The following is a 17,840-nucleotide window of genomic DNA, read 5'->3' on the forward strand; positions in this document are numbered from 1 at the left end:
CCGGTCGCCTCAGCCGCGCAGCCGCTGGTGCTTGGCCACGATCAGCATCGACAGCTCGAGCGCCTGTTCGTAGTTCAGGCGCGGGTCCACGGTGGTCTTGTAGGCCCGCTTCAGGTCGTGCTCGCCCAGCTCGCGGGCGCCGCCGATGCACTCGGTGACGTTCTCGCCGGTCAGTTCCAGGTGCACCCCGCCCAGCCTCGAACCACAGGCAGCGTGGATGTCGAAGGCCTGCTCGAGCTCGGCCTGGATGTTGGCGAAGCGCCGGGTCTTGTAGCCCGACTCGGTCTTCTCGGTGTTGCCGTGCATCGGATCGGCGATCCACAGTACCGGTGAGCCGGTGGCCTTGACCGCCTCGATCAGAGACGGCAGCGTGTCGGCCACCTTGCCGGCGCCCATGCGATGAATCAGCACCAGGCGGCCCGGCTCGTCGTCGGGGTTCAGCGTGCGGATCAGCGACTTCAGCCAGTCCGCCGACATGCCCGGCCCGACCTTGATGCCGATCGGGTTGCGGATGCCGCGGAACATTTCCACGTGCGCGCCGTCGGCGGCCGCGGTGCGCATACCGATCCACGGGAAGTGGGTCGACAGGTTGAACCAGCCCCACTGGCGCGGCACCTGCCGGGTCAGGGCCTGCTCGTAGTGCAGGTGCAGGGCCTCGTGCGAGGTGAAGAAATCGACCCGACGCACGCTGCCCGGGGTCTGGCCGGTGACGGTTTCCATGAACCGGACCGAGTGGCCGATCGAGTCGGCGATGCGGTGGAACTGCTCGGCCAGCGGCGAGTGCTCGACCCAGCCCAGGTCCCAGTATTCGGGGTGGTGCAGGTCGGCGAAGCCGCCGTCGACCAGCGCCCGGACGAAGTTCATCGACATCGCCGAGCGGGCGTAGGCCTTGATCATGCGCTCGGGGTCGGGCCGGCGCGCCTCGGCCTCGAAGGCCGGGGCATTGACGATGTCGCCGCGGTAGCTCGGCAGCCTCACATCGCCGCGCACTTCGAAATCGTCGGAACGCGGCTTGGCGTACTGGCCGGCGAAGCGGCCGACCCGGACCACCGGCATCTCCATGCCGTGGACCATGACCAGCGACATCTGCAGCAGAACCTTCAGCCGGTTGGTGATGATCTCCGGCGCGCACTCATCGAAGACCTCGGCGCAGTCGCCGCCCTGCAGGAAGAACCGCTTGCCGGCCTGGGCCTCGGCGATCTGTTCCTTCAGGTTCAGGATCTCCCAGGAGGTGACCAGCGGCGGCAGCGTCGCGAGACGGGCCTGCGCGTCGGCCAGCGCTTCGCCGTCGTCGTACTTCGCCTGCTGCAGCGCCTCGAACTTCTGCCACGAGTCCCGCGACCAGTCCCTGGCCGGGGTGATCGATTTCAGGTTCGTCTTCAGGGTGTCGCTCATTGCTTGTTCACTCGGGCCACGGCCACGATCAGGAATACCGTCAGGGCAACATACCAGATGAGCGTCCACCACGGCATCGACAGGCCGAGGAAGGACCAGCTGATCTCGGCGCAGTCGCCGGAGCCAGCGAAGGCCGAGCGCAGCGCTTCGCCCAGGCCGAACATCTGCATGTTGTATTCGAAGCCGCCGCCGCAGTCCGGCACCTGGTCGGGCGGCAGGTTCTGGATCCAGATGTGTCGAATGGCCGTCACCGCGCCCCAGACGCTACCGAGGCCGACGCCGGCCGTCCAGACCCAGCGCATCGCGCCGCGCGCGCCGTGGATCAGACCGATCAACGCGAACAGCGCCATGACCATGAAGGCGAAGCGTTGCAGATAGCACATCGGACAGGGATCCAGGTACATCACGTACTGGGCGTAGTAGGCGAAACCGAGCAGCCCGGCGCAGGCAAGGAAGACCCCGGCAAAGCCGGCTCGGGGGTGTTCGAGGAGTTCGAGAATCTTCATGCGCATAGTCTGCCATGTCGGGTGCATCGGGGGCGTTCGACCGCAGCAGGCGATCGCGGTTCACGGCCGTGATGCGCGAGCCGGTATGCGATCATCGGCGCGGGAGATCGAAAGGAATCGAGATCATGTCGCAGTCCCCGTCGGACATCGTCCGGATCGCCACGCTTCGGACCGACCTCGACGCCCGGATGACCGGCTTGCGCGAGAACGCATCGACCGTCGCGCGGTCGCGTGCGCACGTCGAGGCCGCACTGTCGGGCGAAGCCAGCATCTACGGCATCAATACCGGCTTCGGCGCGCTGGCGCACAAGCGCATCGCGCCGGATCGCCTGGCCCAGCTGCAGAAGAACCTGCTGCTGTCGCACGCCTGCGGCACCGGTGACCCGCTGCCGATGCCGATCACGCGCTTGATGCTGCAGCTCAAGATCCACGCGCTGGGGCTGGGCCAGTCGGGCATCTCGCAGCCGGTGTTCGAGCAATTGCTGGCGCTGGACGCCGCCGGCATCGTGCCCTACGTGCCCAGCCGCGGCAGCGTCGGCGCATCCGGCGACCTGGCCCCGCTGGCCCACATGAGCCTGCCGCTGATCGGCGCCGGCCAGTGCTGGAACGCAGCCGGCAGCGGCCCGGAACCGGCCTCCGAGGCGCTGGCCCGGGCCGGGCTGCAGCCGGTCGAGCTGGCGGCCAAGGACGGCCTGGCGCTGATCAACGGGACCCAGATGATGGCCGCCTGCGGCGCTTTCGTGCTGCACCGGGCGATCGCGCTGCTGCGCAATGCCGACATCCTGGGCGCGATGAGTCTCGAGGCGCTGCAGGGTTCGGCCCGGCCGTTCGATGCGCGGATCCACGCGGTCCGCCCGCACCCCGGCCAAGTCGCGGTGGCGGCCAACATCCGCCGGCTGCTGCGCGACAGCGAGATTCTCGAGTCGCACCGCGACTGCGGCAAGGTCCAGGACCCGTATTCGCTGCGCTGCATTCCGCAGGTCCACGGCGCCAGCCGCGATGCGCTGGCCCACTGCGCCGAGGTGGTCGAACGCGAGCTGAACTCGGTCACCGACAACCCGCTGGTGTTCGACGACGGCGACATCGTCTCCGGCGGCAATTTCCACGGCCAGCCGCTGGCCCTGGTGCTCGACTACGCCGCCATCGCGCTGGCCGAGCTGGCCTCGATCTCCGAGCGCCGCACCTACCTGCTGCTGGCCGGCCACGACGGCCTGCCGACGCTGCTGATGTCGGATACCGGCATCAATTCCGGCTTCATGATTCCGCAGTACACCGCCGCGGCGCTGGTCAGCGAGAACAAGGTGCTGGCCCACCCGGCGAGCGTCGATTCCATCCCGACCAGTCTCGGGCAGGAAGACCACGTGTCGATGGGCTCGATCGGCGCGCTGAAGCTGCTGCAGGTGCTCGAGAACGTCGAGCGGGTGCTGGCCGTGGAACTGCTGACCGCGGCCCAGGCGCTGGACTTCCGCGATCCGCTGAAGCCCGGCCTCGGTGTCAGGCGAGCCCACGCGGCGGTACGCGACGCCATCGGCCACGCCGAGCAGGACTACGAGGTGGGGGCCGATATCGAGCGCTGCGCGGCGCTGCTGCGCGACCAGCGCCTGCTCGACGCGCTCGGCGAGGACCTGGTGCTGGACTGACCCGACGGGCGGTTCAGTCGTCGGCCGGGGCTTCGGTGACCGTCATCTCCACGAACAGCCGGGCGGTTTCCGGCGTGGCGATCTCGATGTCGGGCTCGACCACCGAAAAGCTGCCGGTGGCACCGCGTCGTACACCGAGCATCGAGTCGGTCAGGAAGATCCATTCCTCGCCGATGCGCTCGGAGATCCCGACCCGGACCCAGATCGCGTCGCTGGCCGCGCCCTCCTCGGCCATCGGCGGCTCGACCACCACGCTCATCCGCCAGGCCACGTCGCCCTGTTCGACTTCGATCGAGGCCGCCCGGTCGGCTTCGACCAGCAGGCGAGGCGAGCCGCTGAGCTCGCCGTCGATCCAGACCCGGGACTCGACCAGGTACTCGGTGGCGACCGCCGGCAGTGCGGCGGTCAGCAGGATCAGTAGCGGTACCCAACGAAGCATGTGACGTCCCTCCATCGATGACTCCGGACCCGATTATGCCGCGACCGACGGCTCCGCACTCAGTTGTTGCGGAACCGCGCCGGCAGCACTTCCGTGTCGGGCTGGTCTTCGCCTTCCTTGACCACCGGCATCAGGTCCTGCTTCGAAACGCCGAGCAGGATGGCGGCGTTGCTGGCCACGAAGATCGACGAGTAGGTCCCGACGATCACGCCGACGATCAGCGTGTAGGCGAAGGCATGGATGATCTCGCCGCCGAAGTAGAACAGCGCGATCAGCACCAGCAGCGTGGTCATCGAGGTCATCACCGTGCGCGACAGCATCTGGTTGATCGACAGGTTGGTCAGCTCGATCGCCGTGCCCTTGCGCTTGATCCGGAAGTTCTCGCGCAGCCGGTCGTAGACCACGATCGTGTCGTTCAGCGAATAGCCGACCACGGCCAGCAGGGCCGCGACCACGGTCAGGTCGAAGTTGATCCGGAACAGCGAGATCATGCCGACCACGATCAGCACGTCGTGGACCAGCGCGGCCACGGCCCCGACGGCGAAGCGCCACTGGAAGCGGAACGAGACGTACAGCAGGATCCCGGCCAGCGCATACAGCATGGCCAGGCCGCCCTGCTCGGCCAGCTCCTCACCGACCTGCGGGCCGACGAACTCGACCCGGCGCATCTCGATGCCCGCGGCCGATTCCGACAGCGCATCCAGGACCTGGGTCGAGATGTCGGCGCCCGCTTCGGCGGCCTGGTCGGCCGGCAGGCGCACGACGATGTCGCGCGAGGTGCCGAAGGTCTGGACGGTGTAGTCGGTGTAGCCGGCCAGGTCCAGCGCGCCGCGCACGTCGCCCAGGTCGGGCGCTTCGGGGTAGTTGACCTCGATCAGCGTACCGCCGGTGAAGTCCAGGCCGAACTCCAGCCCGCGCGTGACCAGCGAGCCGATGCTGACCAGGATCAGCACCGCGGAGAACAGCAGCGCGATTTTGCGCCGGCCCATGAAGTCGATCTTCGTGTCGTTGCGAATGATATCCATCGTCGAATCCTCAGATCGAGAGCGCGGCCAGCTTCTTCTTGCGGCCGTAGATCAGGTTGACCACACCGCGGGTTCCGAAGATGGCGGTGAACATCGACGTCACGATGCCGATCGACAGCGTGACCGCGAAGCCCTTGACCGGGCCGGTGCCGAACATGAACAGCACCAGTGCCGCGATCAGCGTGGTGACGTTGGCGTCGGCGATCGTCGAGAAGGCCTTTTCGTAGCCGGCCCGGATCGAGGACTGCGGCGAGTTGCCGAGCCTCAGTTCTTCCTTGATGCGCTCGAAGATCAGCACGTTGGCATCGACCGCCATGCCGACGGTCAGCACGATGCCGGCGATGCCGGGCAGCGTCAGCGTGGCGCCGAGCATCGACAGCATGGCGACGATCAGGACCAGGTTGACGGTCAGGGCCAGGTTGGCGACCAGGCCGAACACGCGGTAATAGATCGCCATCAGCACCAGCACCAGGCAGAAGCCGATGATCACCGAGCGGAAGCCCTGGTCGATGTTGTCGCGGCCCAGGCTCGGGCCGACCGTACGCTCCTCGATGATCTCGACCGGCGCGGCCAGCGCGCCGGCGCGCAGCAGCAGCGCGAGCTGGCTGGCTTCGCGGGCGCCGTCCAGGCCGGTGGTCTGGAAACGACGGCCGAAGGGTTCACGGACCACGGCCACCGAGATCACCTCCTGGACCTCGCGCATTTCGCGGACTTCCTCGCCGTCGACGATGCGGGTCTCGGGGCGGCGCTCGATGAACACGACGGCCATCCGGTTGCCGACGTTCTCGGTCGTGAAGTTCAGCATCCGGCGCGCAGCACCACCATCGAGCGTCACCGACACCATGGGTGAGCCGGAGGTCTGATCGAAACCGGCGGCGGCGTTCAGCAGCTCATCGCCGGTCGCGATCTTGCTGCGAGACAACAGGATCGGAGTGCCTTCGCGATCGAAGAACAGCTGCGATCGCGGTGGAATCCGCCCGGTCCGCTGCGCCTCGAAGGGGTCGTTCTCCTCGTCCACGGCGCGGTATTCCAGCGTGGCCGTCGCACCCAGGATGCGCTTGGCCTCGGCCGTGTCCTGCACGCCGGGCAGCTGGACGACGATGCGGTCGGCGCCCTGCTGCTGGATGATCGGTTCGGCCACGCCGAGCTCGTTGACGCGGTTGCGCAGCGTGGTGATGTTCTGCTGCAGCGCGGTCTGCTGCATTTCGACCATCACCTCCGGCAGCACGGTTGCGCGGATGTTGAAGGTCTCGACGCCGTCGGCCGCCTCGAGTTCCAGCTCCGGCAGCTCGCCGGTGATCTGGGCCAGGGCCTCGTCGCGGTCTTCCGGCGTGCGCAGCTCGGCGACCAGGGTCTCGCCCTCGCGGCGCACCGAGCGGTAGCGGATGCGCTCGTCGCGCAGCAGGTTGCGGATGTCGTCGACGAAGGCTTCCAGCCGCGCGCTGCGGGCGGCGTCCATATCGACTTCCATCAGGAAGTGCACGCCGCCCTGCAGGTCCAGGCCCAGCACCATCGGCTCGGCGCCGAGCGCCTCGAGCCAGCCGGGCGTGGCCGGGGCCAGGTTCAGCGCGACCACGTAGGCGTCACCGAGCCCTTCACGCAGCGCATCGGCGGCACGCAGCTGCTGTTCCGGGTCGCCGAAGCGCAACAGCAGGCGCTCCGGTTCGAAGGTGGTGTCGCGCGGGGCGATCTCCTGTTCGCCGAGCACATCGGCGGCGACCTCGGTCAGGGCCGGATCGAGCTCGAAGCCGCGCGCCGACGAAACCTGCACCGACGGGTCGTCGCCGAACAGGTTGGGCGCGGCATAGATCGCGCCGATCACCAGCACGGCGATCAACACCAGGTATTTCCAAGCGGGGTAACGATTCATCGTGGAACGAGTCCTGAACTGATGGCGAGGACCGGGCCGGCGCGACGGCGCGGCGGCGATCCGGTCAATACAGCGGGTGCGCGCTCAGGGCGCGGCATCGAAGGTGCCCTTGGGCACGACCTGGCTGACCGAGGCCCGCTGGAGCTTCACCGAGGTTCCGCTGGCCAGTTCGACGGCGATGAAGCTGTCGCCGACCTCGGTGATCTTGCCGAGCAGGCCGCCGGCGGTGACGATCTCGTCGCCGACCGCCAGGCTCGAGACCAGCTCGCGGTGCTGCTTGTTGCGCTTCATCTGCGGCCGGATGATCAACAGCCAGAAGATGACGATGATGAACACCAGCGGCAGCAGCGAGCCGAGCAGACTGGGCTGCTCGCCGGCCGCCTGGGCCATTGCCGATGGAATCAGGAATTCGGACAGGGTTTCCAGCATGGCGGCGGGACTCCTAATGGTCGACGGATTCTCTCGTGGTCGCTCGCCGGGCTCGATGCAGCGGCTCGGCAGGGCGGAAAGCGCCGGATTATCCCATATCGAATCGGTGGCTGCCGATCATGTGGCCAATCCTCCGACCAATCGTCTGGCCGGTCGGATGGCCGACGGTCCGGCAGCCCGGCGGGCCGGTCGCGTTTCGAAGAATGGGGACGATCGGCGACGAATCCCAGCCCGGACAACCGCGCGCCACCGGCTGCAGGGCGGCCGATGGCGCGGGATCCGGACGGCCGCAGCGGGTCGGCGGCAGGGGCTGCGCCCCTCAGAACGCGTACTTGCCCGAGAACTGGAGGCGATTCATCGAGCCGGACAGGCCGCTCTCGATCTCGCGCTCGGCGAGGATGTACTCGATGCCGAAGGTCAGCGGCGGTTTCGGGCTGTAGAGCAGGTTGACATGGCCGCTCCAGGCGCTTTGGCTGACCGCCTCGCCGGTCAGCGCGACCGGGTTGTCGACCTGGATGTAGCTCAATACCGCGGTCGAGCGCCAGCGCTCGTTCCACCAGTGCCGGTAGGCGGCGAAGCCACCGGTCGAGGAAATCGCCTCGAGGTCGCCGGCCGCGTCGAGCACCGCGCCGTTGGCGAAGTTGATGCCGACGTAGCGGCCCTGGCCGTCGCCGTGGTTGATCATCCAGCGCAGGTCGTTGCGGCCGAAGTTCAGCTTGCCCGACAGGCTCAGGCCCCAGCCGAGCGTCGAATCGTCGATGCCGCTGGCCGGGTCCTCGTAGTTCAGCTGGCGCAGCAGGCCGCCGAGCTGGACGTGGCCCCAGTCGCCGGTCCAGGTGTAGCGCGCAGCGAGATCGGGCACCAGGCCGTCGTCGGTGACGATCCGCCCGCCTCCGCCGAACGGCGTGACGGTGGTCTCCGGGTTCTCGAGGGCAACCGCGAAGTTGCCGTTCTGGTAGCGGATCTGGGTCTGGCGGACGAAACTGGTGCCGTCGGCCGGACCGATGAAATCGAGCACCTCGGGCAGCGTGGCGACGTCCATGTAGGTCGACCAGGTCTGCCCGACCAGCCACTCGTTCCAGGTCAGGAAGGCATGCCGCATGCGCGGCTCGTAGGAATTGCTGACCCGCTCGTCGCCGTCGGGCGTGACCAGGAAGTCCATTTCGATGTAGGCGCCGAGCCGATGATCCTCGTCGATCTGCCAGCGGCTGCCGGCGTGGATCCGGCTCTGGCGGGCGTGGAAGTCCAGGTCGCTGCTCTCGTCGAGGCCGCCGACCGGGATGGTGCCGGGAATGTAGAAGTCCCGGCCGATCGACCCGGCGGCCAGGTCGCCGTCGGAGTAGCGCGAAGCGATCACGTCGGCCTTGACGTAGCCGCCCCAGTAGAACGACGGGCCGTCGGCCTTCTCCTCGGCCGCGGCGACCAGCGGATCGATCTTCTCGACGATCTCGCGGACCTGCTGGCGGGTGGCGACGGTCTCGGCGCGGACCTCTTCGATCTCGGGCGCGATGACCGGCGCGCGGCGGGTCTCGACCAGCTGCTGGACCAGCGCTTCGAGTTCGGCGACGCGCGCTTCGAGCTCGGCCACGCGGTCGGCTTCGGCCAGCGCCGGCGTGGCGCAGAAGATCGCCACGAACAGGCTCAGTCGCCAGCCGGCGCGGCGCGGTGGGGTCGGTCGGGTCGGGTTCGAGTGCATGTCGGCTTCTCCCTGGCCGCGCTGCGCGGCATGTTCGATCACGGGGTTCGGGAGCGATCATGCGCGGCCGTGTCGAAGGCCCGCAATTCGCCTTTGGTCGAATGCAGCGGCGGCCCGGGCCACGGGCGTGCGACCAAAGTCGTAGCGCCCCGGCCGGGTTTCGTCTTTACTTGCCGGGCCGGCTTGATGGACACTGGAACAACGCTGAACCGATGTTCGAGACCAAGGAGCCGAACCATGTCCGATGCCCTTCCCCACCAGGACCGCTACCCCGTTCCCGACGCGCTTGCCGATCGGGCGCACGTCGATCCAGCGACGTACGAAGAACTGGCCGAACGGGCCCGGACCGATCCGGAAGGCTTCTGGGGCGAGGTCGGCCGGCGGCTGGACTGGATCCGGCCCTACAGCCGGGTCAAGGACGTCTCGTTCGATCTCGACGACCTGCACATCCGCTGGTACGACGACGGCACGCTGAACGTCTGCGCCAACTGCGTCGACCGTCACCTCGAAACGCGCGGCGACCAGGTCGCGATCCTGTGGGAAGGCGACGACCCGGACCGCGATGCGCGCATCACCTACCGCGAGCTGCACGATCGCGTCTGCCGCTTCGCCAACGTGCTGAAGCGGACCGGAGTCGGCAAGGGCGACCGCGTCACGCTCTACCTGCCGATGATTCCGGACGCGGCGATCGCGATGCTGGCCTGCGCCCGGATCGGCGCGGTCCATTCGGTGGTGTTCGGCGGCTTTTCGCCGGACGCGCTGGCCGGACGCATCATCGACTGCGACTCCAATGTCGTCATCACCGCCGATTTCGGCCGGCGCGGGGGCCGTTCCACGCCGCTGAAGGCGAACGTCGATGCCGCGCTGAACAACCCGGAGGCCGCCGCGCGGGTCGAGGCGGTGCTGGTGGTTCGCAATACCGGCGACGAGGTCGCCTGGAACGGCGAGCGCGACCGCTGGCTGCACGAGGAACTCGAACACGTCGACGGCGAGTGCGAACCGGAAGAAATGAATGCCGAGGACCCGCTGTTCATCCTCTACACCTCGGGCTCGACCGGCAAGCCGAAAGGCGTGCTGCACACCTCGGGCGGCTACCTGGTCTTCGCCAGCTACACCCACGAGATCGTGTTCGACTACCACGACGGCGACATCTACTGGTGCACCGCCGACGTCGGCTGGGTGACCGGCCACAGCTACATCGTCTACGGCCCGCTGGCCAACGGTGCGACCACGCTGATGTTCGAAGGCGTGCCGAACTACCCCGACCACAGCCGCTTCTGGCAGGTCTGCGACAAGCACCGGGTGAACATCTTCTACACCGCGCCGACCGCGATCCGGGCGCTGATGCGCGAAGGCGACGACCCGGTCAAGGCGACCTCGCGCGACTCGCTGCGCATCCTCGGCACGGTCGGCGAGCCGATCAACCCCGAGGCCTGGCACTGGTACCACTCGGTGGTCGGCGACGAGCGCTGCCCGATCGTCGATACCTGGTGGCAGACCGAGACCGGCGGCATCCTGATCAGCCCGCTGCCCGGCGCGACCGATCTCAAGCCCGGCTCGGCGACCCGGCCGCTGCCCGGCATCCAGCCGGCCCTGCTCGGCCCGGAAGGCGAAACCCTGGAGGGCGCCGCTGCCGGCAACCTGGTCATCACCGACAGCTGGCCCGGCCAGATGCGCACCGTCTACGGCGACCACAAGCGCTTCGGCGAGACCTATTTCGCGACCTACAAGGGCTGTTACTTCACCGGCGACGGCGCCCGGCGCGACGCCGACGGCTACTACTGGATCACCGGCCGGGTCGACGACGTGATCAACGTTTCCGGTCACCGGCTCGGCACCGCCGAGGTCGAGTCGGCGCTGGTCGCGCACGAGGCCGTGGCCGAGGCCGCCGTGGTCGGCTTCCCGCACGACATCAAGGGCCAGGGCGTGTACGCCTATGTCACCCTGATGGAAGGTCGCGAGGGCGACGATGCGCTGGCCGGGGAACTGGTGAAGTGGGTCCGCAACGAGATCGGCCCGATCGCCACCATCGACCACCTGCAGTGGGCGCCCGGGCTGCCGAAGACCCGCTCGGGCAAGATCATGCGCCGCATCCTGCGCAAGATCGCCGCCGACGAGAGCGACCAGCTCGGCGACACCTCGACACTGGCCGATCCGGACGTGGTCGACCACCTGGTGGCCAACCGGAAGAGCGCCGGCTGAACGGCTGCAACCGGCCCGGGCACGCCTCGTGTCCAGGCGTCGAAGCCGCTATCATCCGGCCATGGAGTCGATTTCCGCCGGATCCGAAGAGCGCCTCGTCGTCGTCGACGACCATCCCTTGTTCCGCGATGCGCTGAGCGCCGCGCTGGGCCGTCATCGGCCAGCGTGCCGGATCGAGGCCCTGGCCAGCTTCGATGCGCTGCAGCAACGCCTGGGCCGCGACGCCGAGTTGGACCTGATCCTGCTCGACCTCCACCTGCCCGACAGCCACGGCTTGTCGGGACTGGCCTGGCTGCGCGGCCATCACCCGGAGCTTCCGGTGCTGATGATCTCGGCCCACGACGACCCGGACATCGTCCAGCGCGCGCTCGCCGACGGCGCGGCCGGCTTCCTGTCGAAGTCCGCCGATGCCGAAACGCTGAGCCATGCCATCGACCAGGTGCTGGCCGGCGAGACCTGGGTCCCCGACGGCTTCGATCCGGCGTCCAGTGAAAGCGAAGAATCGGCCCTGGCCCAGCGCGTCGGCGAACTGACCCCGCAGCAGTACCGGATCCTGTGCATGCTCGGCGACGGCCTGCTGAACAAGCAGATCGCCTGGGAGCTCGACATCACCGAAGCCACCGTCAAGGCCCACATGACCGCGATCATGCGGAAACTGGCTGTGAACAACCGGACCCAGGCGGTGACGCTGTTCAATCGGCTGGCCGTGCGGAAGCAGGACGTGGACTGACGGTTTCCGGTTTCCGGGTTCAGGTTTCAGGGTTCAGGGTTCAGGTTTCAGGTTTCAGGTTGCAGGTTTCAGGTTTCCGAAAAACCTTTCGAATCCGCTCGCTGGCAACCGAAACGCAGGACCGCTCTACATCCTCGCAAGCCCCCTTAACCCTTAACCCTTAACCCTTAACCCTTAACCCTGAAACCGGAAACCGGAAACCGGAAACCGGAAACCGGGTTCATCATCTCCTCAGAAGATGCTTCATCACCGCCCGTAGCGCGGCCGGTTTGACCGGTTTGAACAGCCGTCGGTCGCCGCGCTCGGCGATGGCCTGGCCCAGCGCTTCGTCGCGGTCGGCGGTGACGACGAGCACCGGGACGCGGCGCCCGATGGCGTCGCGCACCGCGTCGCTGACGTCGAGTCCGTTCTCGCCGCGGCCCAGGTGGTGGTCGGCGATGATCAGGTCGGGCGGCGGGTCGCAGGCCGTCAGCGCCTCGCGGCTGCGGCTGGCGGTCGCCACGCTGCAGCCCCAGCGCTCGAGCATGGCGCGCATGCCGTCGAGGATGTCCGGGTCGTCGTCGATGCACAGCACCCGGAGCCCGTCGAAATCGGTACCGGTCGGCGCCGCGACCGCAGCCGGCGGCTCGGCGGCGACCGCGGCGGCGGCGACCGCGGCGGCGTCGACCCGGCCGACCACCGGCACTTCGACGGCGAACACGGTACCGCGGCCGGTCGCCGAGCGCAGCGTCAGCGGCGCATCGAGCATGCGGCTGATCCGCCGGCAGATCGACAGCCCCAGCCCGAGGCCCTGGTCGTAGGGATCGGACGGCTCGGGCTGGCTGGCGTCCTCGATCCGCTCGAATTCCTCGAAGATCCGGGCCTGCTCGTGCTCGGGAATGCCCGGCCCGGTGTCCCAGACCTCGATGACGACCCGCGGCGCATCCGGCCCGCCGCGCAGCCGCGCGCCGACCAGCACGCCGCCGTCGCGGGTATAGCGCAGCGCGTTGCCGACCAGGTTGAACAGCACCCGCTGCAGCAACCGGGCGTCGGAGCGGACCCGGTACCGGCCCGGCCGGACCCGCAACTTCAGGCCGCGCCGCTGGGCCAGCGCGCCGAACTGGCGTTCGACCCGGTCGAACAGCGACTGCAGCGGGAACGAGGTCCAGTTCGGCTTGAGCGCACCCTGGTCCAGGCGGCTGATGTCGAGCAGCGACGACAGCAGCTCCTCGGCCACGCCGAGGCTGTGGTCGACCCGTCGGACGAGTCGGGCTTCGTCGGCGGGCAGGCGGTCGGCCGACTGCTTCAGCGACGAGGAGAACAACCGCGCCGCGTTGAGCGGCTGCAGCAGGTCGTGGCTGGCTGCGGCCAGGAACTTCGTCTTGCCGTGATTGGCCGCCTCGGCGTCGCGCTTGGCCTCGCTCAGGGCCTCCATCGCGGCGTTGAGCTCGGCGGTCCGGTCGGCCACCTGCTGTTCCATGGTCGCGTAGGCCCGCTTCAGCGCCGCCTCGCTGGCCTTGTAGGGCGTGATGTCGGTGTAGGTCGTCACGTAGCCGCGTTTCGGCATCGGGTTGCCGCGGATCTCGATCACGCGGCCGTCGGGGTGGCGGCGTTCGAACACGTAGGGCGTGCCGCGGCGCATGTGGTACAGCCGCCGGTCGACGGCCGCGTCGATGTCGCCGGGCGCGGCAGCGGTCCAGCGCTCGAGGTTGTAGCGGATCAGCTCCTCGACCGGCCGGCCGATGTGGACCATGCCCGGCGGATAGTCGAGCAACTCGACGTAGGCCTGGTTCCAGCTGACCAGCCGGAGGTCGCCGTCGACCACGCTGACGCCCTGGCTGATGTGATCGAGCGTGGCCTCGAGCAGGTCGCGATTGAACTGGATCGCGCTGGAGGTCTGCTCGAGCAGCGCCAGCGCCTCGCCCCGGGCCATGCCGCGGCGGCGGAGACCTGCGGCCAGCACGGTGCGGGCCGAGGCCGAGCCGATGCAGCCGGCCAGCAATCGTTCGGTGAAGCCCATCAGCTCGCTGCCGGCCGGGGCATCGTCGGGCAGCGGATGTTCGCCGCCCAGCGCACCGGCGAAGGCCAGGTCGACGCGCTCGCGGCCGATGAAGCCGCCGGCCAGGCGGCGCAGGTCGCCGACCGTCAGCGCGCGCGAACCCTCGCGCCCGGCCAGCAGCATCGGCAGGATCGGCCGGTGCCGGCGCACCCAGACCGAGATCCCGACCAGCGCGGCCAGGTTCAGGCCCAGGCCGATCAGCGTGGCGGTGTTCAGCCCCGGCTGCAGCCACGCCGGCCAGGCCGGGACGATCGACGGCAGAAAGGTCAGAAGCAGCCAGGCGCCGAGCCCGAGCACCAGGCCGGCGATCGCGCCTTCGCGGCTTGCGCGGCGCCAGTACACGCCCAGCACCAGGGCCGGGGCGAACTGGATCACCGCAGCGAACGAGACCAGGCCGATCGCGGCCAGCCGGTCGGTGGACTGCAGCACCAGGTAATAGATCCAGGCCGCCAGCGCCAGCACCAGGATGGTCAGCCAGCGGCTGATCAGCAGCAGCCGGCCGAAATCACGGCCGTGATGCAGCCGAAGGCGCAGCAGCAGCGGCAGCACCAGGTCGTTGGAGACCATCGTGGCCAGCGCGACGGTGGCCACGATGACCATGCCGGTGGCGGCCGAGAACCCGCCGAGGAACGACAGCAGGGTCAGCGCCTCGTGACCGGCGGCCATCGGCAGCGACAGCACGAACAGGTCGGCGTTGGCCTCCGCGCCGCCGAAGCGATCCAGTCCGGCCAGCGCGATCGGCACGACCAGCAGCGTGAACACCAGCAGGTAGAGCGGAAACAGCCAGCGCGCGGTGGCCAGGTCCTCTGGCCGTTCGTTCTCGATGAAGGCGACCTGGAACTGCCGCGGCAGGCAGAGGATCGCCGCGCCGGCCAGCAGGGTCTGGACCCAGAACCCGGCCGGCAGCGATTCCGGCAGGAAGCGTTCGCGCCATTCGGCATTGGCGGCCAGCGCTTCGTTCATTCCGCCGAGCCCGCCGAACACCGCATACAGCGCCCAGAGCCCGACCGCGCCGAACGCGACCAGCTTGACCAGCGACTCGAAGGCCACCGCCAGCACCATGCCGCGGTGGTGCTCGCTGGCCTCGAGCCGGCGCACGCCGAACAGGATCGAGAACAGGCCCAGCGCCAGCGCCAGCAGCAGGGCCAGCGACGATTCCGACAGCCCGGCCGGCTCCTCGGCGATCGCGACCAGGCCCATGGTCACCGCCTTGAGCTGCAGCGCGATGTACGGGATCGAACCCAGCACCGCGGCCAGCGTGACCAGTGCCGCCAACGGCCGCGACTTGCCGTAACGAAACGAGATGAAATCGGCGATCGAGGTCAGGCGGTGGTCGCGGGTCAGCGAAAGAATGCGCTTCATCAGGTCGTGCGCGAACAGCACGATGAGAATCGGCCCGAGGTAGATGGCGGCGAACAGCCAGCCGTTCTCGACCGCGCTGCCGACCGCACCGAAGAAGGTCCAGGAGGTGCAGTAGACGGCCAGCGACAGCGAGTAGATCGCCGCGCGCGTCCGCGGCCCGATCCGCCCGGCCGGCAGCCGGTCACCGAACCACGCGATCGCGAACAGCAAGCCGACATAGGCCAGCGAGACCAGGGCGATGAACGGCGCGGAAAACATCGTCGGTGCGGGGTCCTCGAGCCGGCCGCTGTCCGCCGGCGGACCGGCCGTTGCCGATCATCATAGCAGCGCGCTCCGGGCCGGGGAGTCGACCAAAGTCGAAGGGCAATCCATCGGGCCCGTTGCTACATTGCCGGCGTACTGTCATCGCCGATGGAGACAACGACATGTCGCAGAACGCAAGCCGGGAGGCCTACTGGACGGCCAACCTCAAACTCATGGCGGGCTGCCTCGCCGTCTGGTTCATCGTCTCGTTCGGGCTGGGCATCCTGCTCGTCGAACCACTGAATTCCTTCCAGCTGTTCGGCTACCCGCTGGGCTTCTGGTTCGCCCAGCAGGGCGCCATCTACACCTTCATGGTCCTGATCTTCTTCTATGCCTGGCGCATGAACAAGCTCGACCGCGAACACGACGTCCACGAAGACTGAGGAGACGACCATGTCCCTGCAACTCATGACCTATCTCGTCGTCGGCTTCACCTTCGTCGTCTACATCGGAATCGCGGTGTGGTCGCGCGCCAGCACCACCGGCGACTTCTACGTCGCCGGCAAGGGCGTCCACCCGATCGCCAACGGCATGGCCACGGCGGCCGACTGGATGTCGGCGGCTTCGTTCATCTCGATGGCCGGCCTGATCGCCTTTCTCGGCTACGACGGCTCGGTCTACCTGATGGGCTGGACCGGCGGCTACGTGCTGCTGGCCCTGCTGCTCGCGCCCTACCTTCGCAAGTACGGCAAGTTCACGGTGCCGGCGTTCATCGGCGACCGGTACTACTCGAAGTCGGCCCGGATCGTGGCGGTGATCTGCCTGATCTTCATCTCCTTCACCTACGTGGCCGGCCAGATGCGCGGGGTCGGCATCGTGTTCTCGCGCTTCCTCGAGGTCGACATCCTGACCGGGCTGCTGATCGGCATGGGCATCGTGTTCATCTACGCCGTGCTCGGCGGCATGAAGGGCATCACCTACACCCAGGTGGCGCAGTACTGCGTGCTGATCTTCGCCTACACGGTGCCGGCGGTGTTCATCTCGTTCCAGCTGACCGGCAATCCGCTGCCGCAGCTCGGCCTGGGCAGCCAGGTCAGCGGCGAGTCGGTGTACATGCTCGAACGACTCAACCAGGTGATCCAGGACCTCGGCTTCGGCGCCTATACCGACGGCAGCAAGTCGATGATCGACGTGTTCTGCATCACCCTGGCGCTGATGGTCGGCACCGCCGGCCTGCCGCACGTGATCGTGCGCTTCTTCACCGTGCCGAAAGTGTCCGACGCGCGGCGCTCGGCGGGCTGGGCGCTGCTGTTCATCGCCATCCTCTACACCACCGCACCGGCGGTCGGCGCCATGGCGCGCCTGAACCTGGTCGAAACGATCTGGCCGGGCGGCTCGCCCGAGACCGCGGCGCTGGCCTACGACGAACGGCCCGACTGGTTCAGGACCTGGGAGCAGACCGGCCTGCTGGGCTTTGAGGACAAGAACGGCGATGGGCGCATCCAGTACTACAACGACGCCAACCCCGACTATGCGCCGATCGCCGAGGCCCGCGGCTGGGAAGGCAACGAGCTGAGCGTGGACCGCGACATCATCGTGCTGGCCAACCCCGAGATCGCCAACCTGCCCGACTGGGTGATCGCGCTGATCGCCGCCGGCGGCATCGCCGCGGCACTGTCGACCGCGGCCGGGTTGCTGCTGGTCATTTCCTCGGCGGTCTCGCACGACCTGGTCAAGAGCATCTTCGTACCGAACATGAGCGACAAGGGCGAGCTGATGACCGGGCGGATCGCCGCGGCGGTGGCGATCTGCGTGGCCGGCTACCTGGGCTACAACCCACCGGGCTTCGTCGCCCAGGTGGTTGCCTTCGCGTTCGGCCTGGCCGCGGCCTCGCTGTTCCCGGCGATCATCATGGGCATCTTCTCGACCCGGATCAATCGCGAAGGCGCGATCGCCGGGATGCTCTCCGGCCTGCTGTTCACCTTCGGCTACATCCTGTACTTCAAGGGCGTGTTCTTCGAGCCGCTGGCCGAGAACGTTCCGGAGAACTGGCTGTTCGGGATCTCGCCGGAAGGCATCGGCGTGGTCGGCATGCTGCTCAACTTCGGCGTCGCATTCGTGGTCAGCCGCCTGACCGCGGCGCCCCCGGCCCACATCCGGGAGATGATCGAGGACATCCGCGTGCCGCGCGGTGCCGGCGGCGCGCACAGCCACTGACCGGTCGCGCGGATCCCCGAACCGGTTCGTCCCGCGGACCGGTCCCTT

The 17,840-nt window shown here is 68.3% G+C and carries 13 protein-coding genes; 5 read left to right on the forward strand and 8 right to left on the reverse strand.

Translation table 11 applies throughout. The annotated features are described in order from the left end of the window. Positions 1-9: 9 nt before the first annotated feature. A complete protein-coding gene (locus tag HFP89_RS11690; RefSeq protein WP_168717839.1) occupies positions 10-1,395 on the reverse strand; it encodes a 3-deoxy-7-phosphoheptulonate synthase class II in 1,386 nt (461 codons plus the stop codon). Beyond that, positions 1,392-1,901, reverse strand: a complete 510-nt coding sequence (locus HFP89_RS11695; RefSeq protein ID WP_168717840.1) for a disulfide bond formation protein B — start codon at positions 1,899-1,901, stop codon at positions 1,392-1,394. The genes HFP89_RS11690 and HFP89_RS11695 overlap by 4 nt, the downstream gene beginning before the upstream one ends. Positions 1,902-2,026: 125 nt before the next feature. On the opposite strand from HFP89_RS11695, the gene hutH reads away from it, so the two are divergent. Continuing rightward, positions 2,027-3,541 carry a histidine ammonia-lyase gene (hutH, locus tag HFP89_RS11700; protein WP_168717841.1) on the forward strand — a complete coding sequence of 505 codons (1,515 nt, stop codon included), beginning with the start codon at positions 2,027-2,029 and terminating at the stop codon, positions 3,539-3,541. A 13-nt stretch (positions 3,542-3,554) separates the two neighbouring features. Here the strand turns inward: hutH and HFP89_RS11705 are convergent, their stop codons facing one another. From HFP89_RS11705 to HFP89_RS11725, 5 genes are all read right to left on the reverse strand, one after another. Continuing rightward, the gene (locus HFP89_RS11705; protein ID WP_168717842.1) at positions 3,555-3,980 is read right to left on the reverse strand and encodes a hypothetical protein; all 426 of its coding nucleotides are present in this window, start codon (positions 3,978-3,980) and stop codon (positions 3,555-3,557) included. Between the two features lie 59 nt (positions 3,981-4,039). Continuing rightward, complete coding sequence (secF, locus tag HFP89_RS11710; RefSeq protein ID WP_168717843.1) at positions 4,040-5,005, reverse strand: protein translocase subunit SecF; 966 nt, start codon at positions 5,003-5,005, stop codon at positions 4,040-4,042. 10 nt (positions 5,006-5,015) lie between these two features. Beyond that, on the reverse strand, positions 5,016-6,875 hold the full coding sequence (gene secD, locus HFP89_RS11715; protein WP_168717844.1) for a protein translocase subunit SecD: 1,860 nt from the start codon (positions 6,873-6,875) through the stop codon (positions 5,016-5,018). Positions 6,876-6,959: 84 nt separating this feature from the next. Next, positions 6,960-7,304 (reverse strand): preprotein translocase subunit YajC, encoded by a 345-nt coding sequence (gene yajC / locus HFP89_RS11720; protein ID WP_168717845.1) that lies wholly within the window; start codon positions 7,302-7,304, stop codon positions 6,960-6,962. Positions 7,305-7,623: 319 nt separating this feature from the next. Next, complete coding sequence (locus HFP89_RS11725) at positions 7,624-9,000, reverse strand: DcaP family trimeric outer membrane transporter (RefSeq protein WP_206212343.1); 1,377 nt, start codon at positions 8,998-9,000, stop codon at positions 7,624-7,626. Positions 9,001-9,237: 237 nt separating this feature from the next. Here HFP89_RS11725 and acs point away from each other — a divergent pair, with 237 nt between their 5' ends. Together acs and HFP89_RS11735 are read left to right on the forward strand one after the other, a co-directional pair. After that, on the forward strand, positions 9,238-11,202 hold the full coding sequence (gene acs, locus HFP89_RS11730) for an acetate--CoA ligase (RefSeq protein WP_168717846.1): 1,965 nt from the start codon (positions 9,238-9,240) through the stop codon (positions 11,200-11,202). Between the two features lie 61 nt (positions 11,203-11,263). Then, a complete protein-coding gene (locus tag HFP89_RS11735) occupies positions 11,264-11,932 on the forward strand; it encodes a response regulator transcription factor (RefSeq protein ID WP_168717847.1) in 669 nt (222 codons plus the stop codon). A 223-nt stretch (positions 11,933-12,155) separates the two neighbouring features. Here the strand turns inward: HFP89_RS11735 and HFP89_RS11740 are convergent, their stop codons facing one another. Then, positions 12,156-15,590, reverse strand: coding sequence for a PAS domain-containing hybrid sensor histidine kinase/response regulator (locus HFP89_RS11740; protein WP_168717848.1), 3,435 nt, complete (start codon positions 15,588-15,590; stop codon positions 12,156-12,158). Between the two features lie 167 nt (positions 15,591-15,757). Between HFP89_RS11740 and HFP89_RS11745 the strand changes: the two genes are divergently transcribed. Both HFP89_RS11745 and HFP89_RS11750 read left to right on the forward strand, forming a co-directional pair. Then, positions 15,758-16,018 (forward strand): DUF4212 domain-containing protein, encoded by a 261-nt coding sequence (locus HFP89_RS11745; protein ID WP_168717849.1) that lies wholly within the window; start codon positions 15,758-15,760, stop codon positions 16,016-16,018. 10 nt (positions 16,019-16,028) lie between these two features. Further along, a complete protein-coding gene (locus HFP89_RS11750) occupies positions 16,029-17,792 on the forward strand; it encodes a sodium:solute symporter family protein (RefSeq protein ID WP_168717850.1) in 1,764 nt (587 codons plus the stop codon). Positions 17,793-17,840: the final 48 nt, after the last annotated feature.

The organism is Wenzhouxiangella sp. XN79A (genome assembly GCF_012272825.1).
Taxonomy (GTDB): Bacteria; Pseudomonadota; Gammaproteobacteria; order Xanthomonadales; family Wenzhouxiangellaceae.

Excerpts from the sequence above, each read along its gene's own strand:
- HFP89_RS11690 (WP_168717839.1), bottom strand. The coding sequence starts at position 1,395 with ATGAGCGACACCCTGAAGACGAACCTGAAATCGATCACCCCGGCCAGG.
- HFP89_RS11695 (WP_168717840.1), bottom strand. The coding sequence starts at position 1,901 with ATGAAGATTCTCGAACTCCTCGAACACCCCCGAGCCGGCTTTGCCGGG.
- hutH (WP_168717841.1), top strand. The coding sequence starts at position 2,027 with ATGTCGCAGTCCCCGTCGGACATCGTCCGGATCGCCACGCTTCGGACC.
- HFP89_RS11705 (WP_168717842.1), bottom strand. The coding sequence starts at position 3,980 with ATGCTTCGTTGGGTACCGCTACTGATCCTGCTGACCGCCGCACTGCCG.
- secF (WP_168717843.1), bottom strand. The coding sequence starts at position 5,005 with ATGGATATCATTCGCAACGACACGAAGATCGACTTCATGGGCCGGCGC.
- secD (WP_168717844.1), bottom strand. The coding sequence starts at position 6,875 with ATGAATCGTTACCCCGCTTGGAAATACCTGGTGTTGATCGCCGTGCTG.
- yajC (WP_168717845.1), bottom strand. The coding sequence starts at position 7,304 with ATGCTGGAAACCCTGTCCGAATTCCTGATTCCATCGGCAATGGCCCAG.
- HFP89_RS11725 (WP_206212343.1), bottom strand. The coding sequence starts at position 9,000 with ATGCACTCGAACCCGACCCGACCGACCCCACCGCGCCGCGCCGGCTGG.
- acs (WP_168717846.1), top strand. The coding sequence starts at position 9,238 with ATGTCCGATGCCCTTCCCCACCAGGACCGCTACCCCGTTCCCGACGCG.
- HFP89_RS11735 (WP_168717847.1), top strand. The coding sequence starts at position 11,264 with ATGGAGTCGATTTCCGCCGGATCCGAAGAGCGCCTCGTCGTCGTCGAC.
- HFP89_RS11740 (WP_168717848.1), bottom strand. The coding sequence starts at position 15,590 with ATGTTTTCCGCGCCGTTCATCGCCCTGGTCTCGCTGGCCTATGTCGGC.
- HFP89_RS11745 (WP_168717849.1), top strand. The coding sequence starts at position 15,758 with ATGTCGCAGAACGCAAGCCGGGAGGCCTACTGGACGGCCAACCTCAAA.
- HFP89_RS11750 (WP_168717850.1), top strand. The coding sequence starts at position 16,029 with ATGTCCCTGCAACTCATGACCTATCTCGTCGTCGGCTTCACCTTCGTC.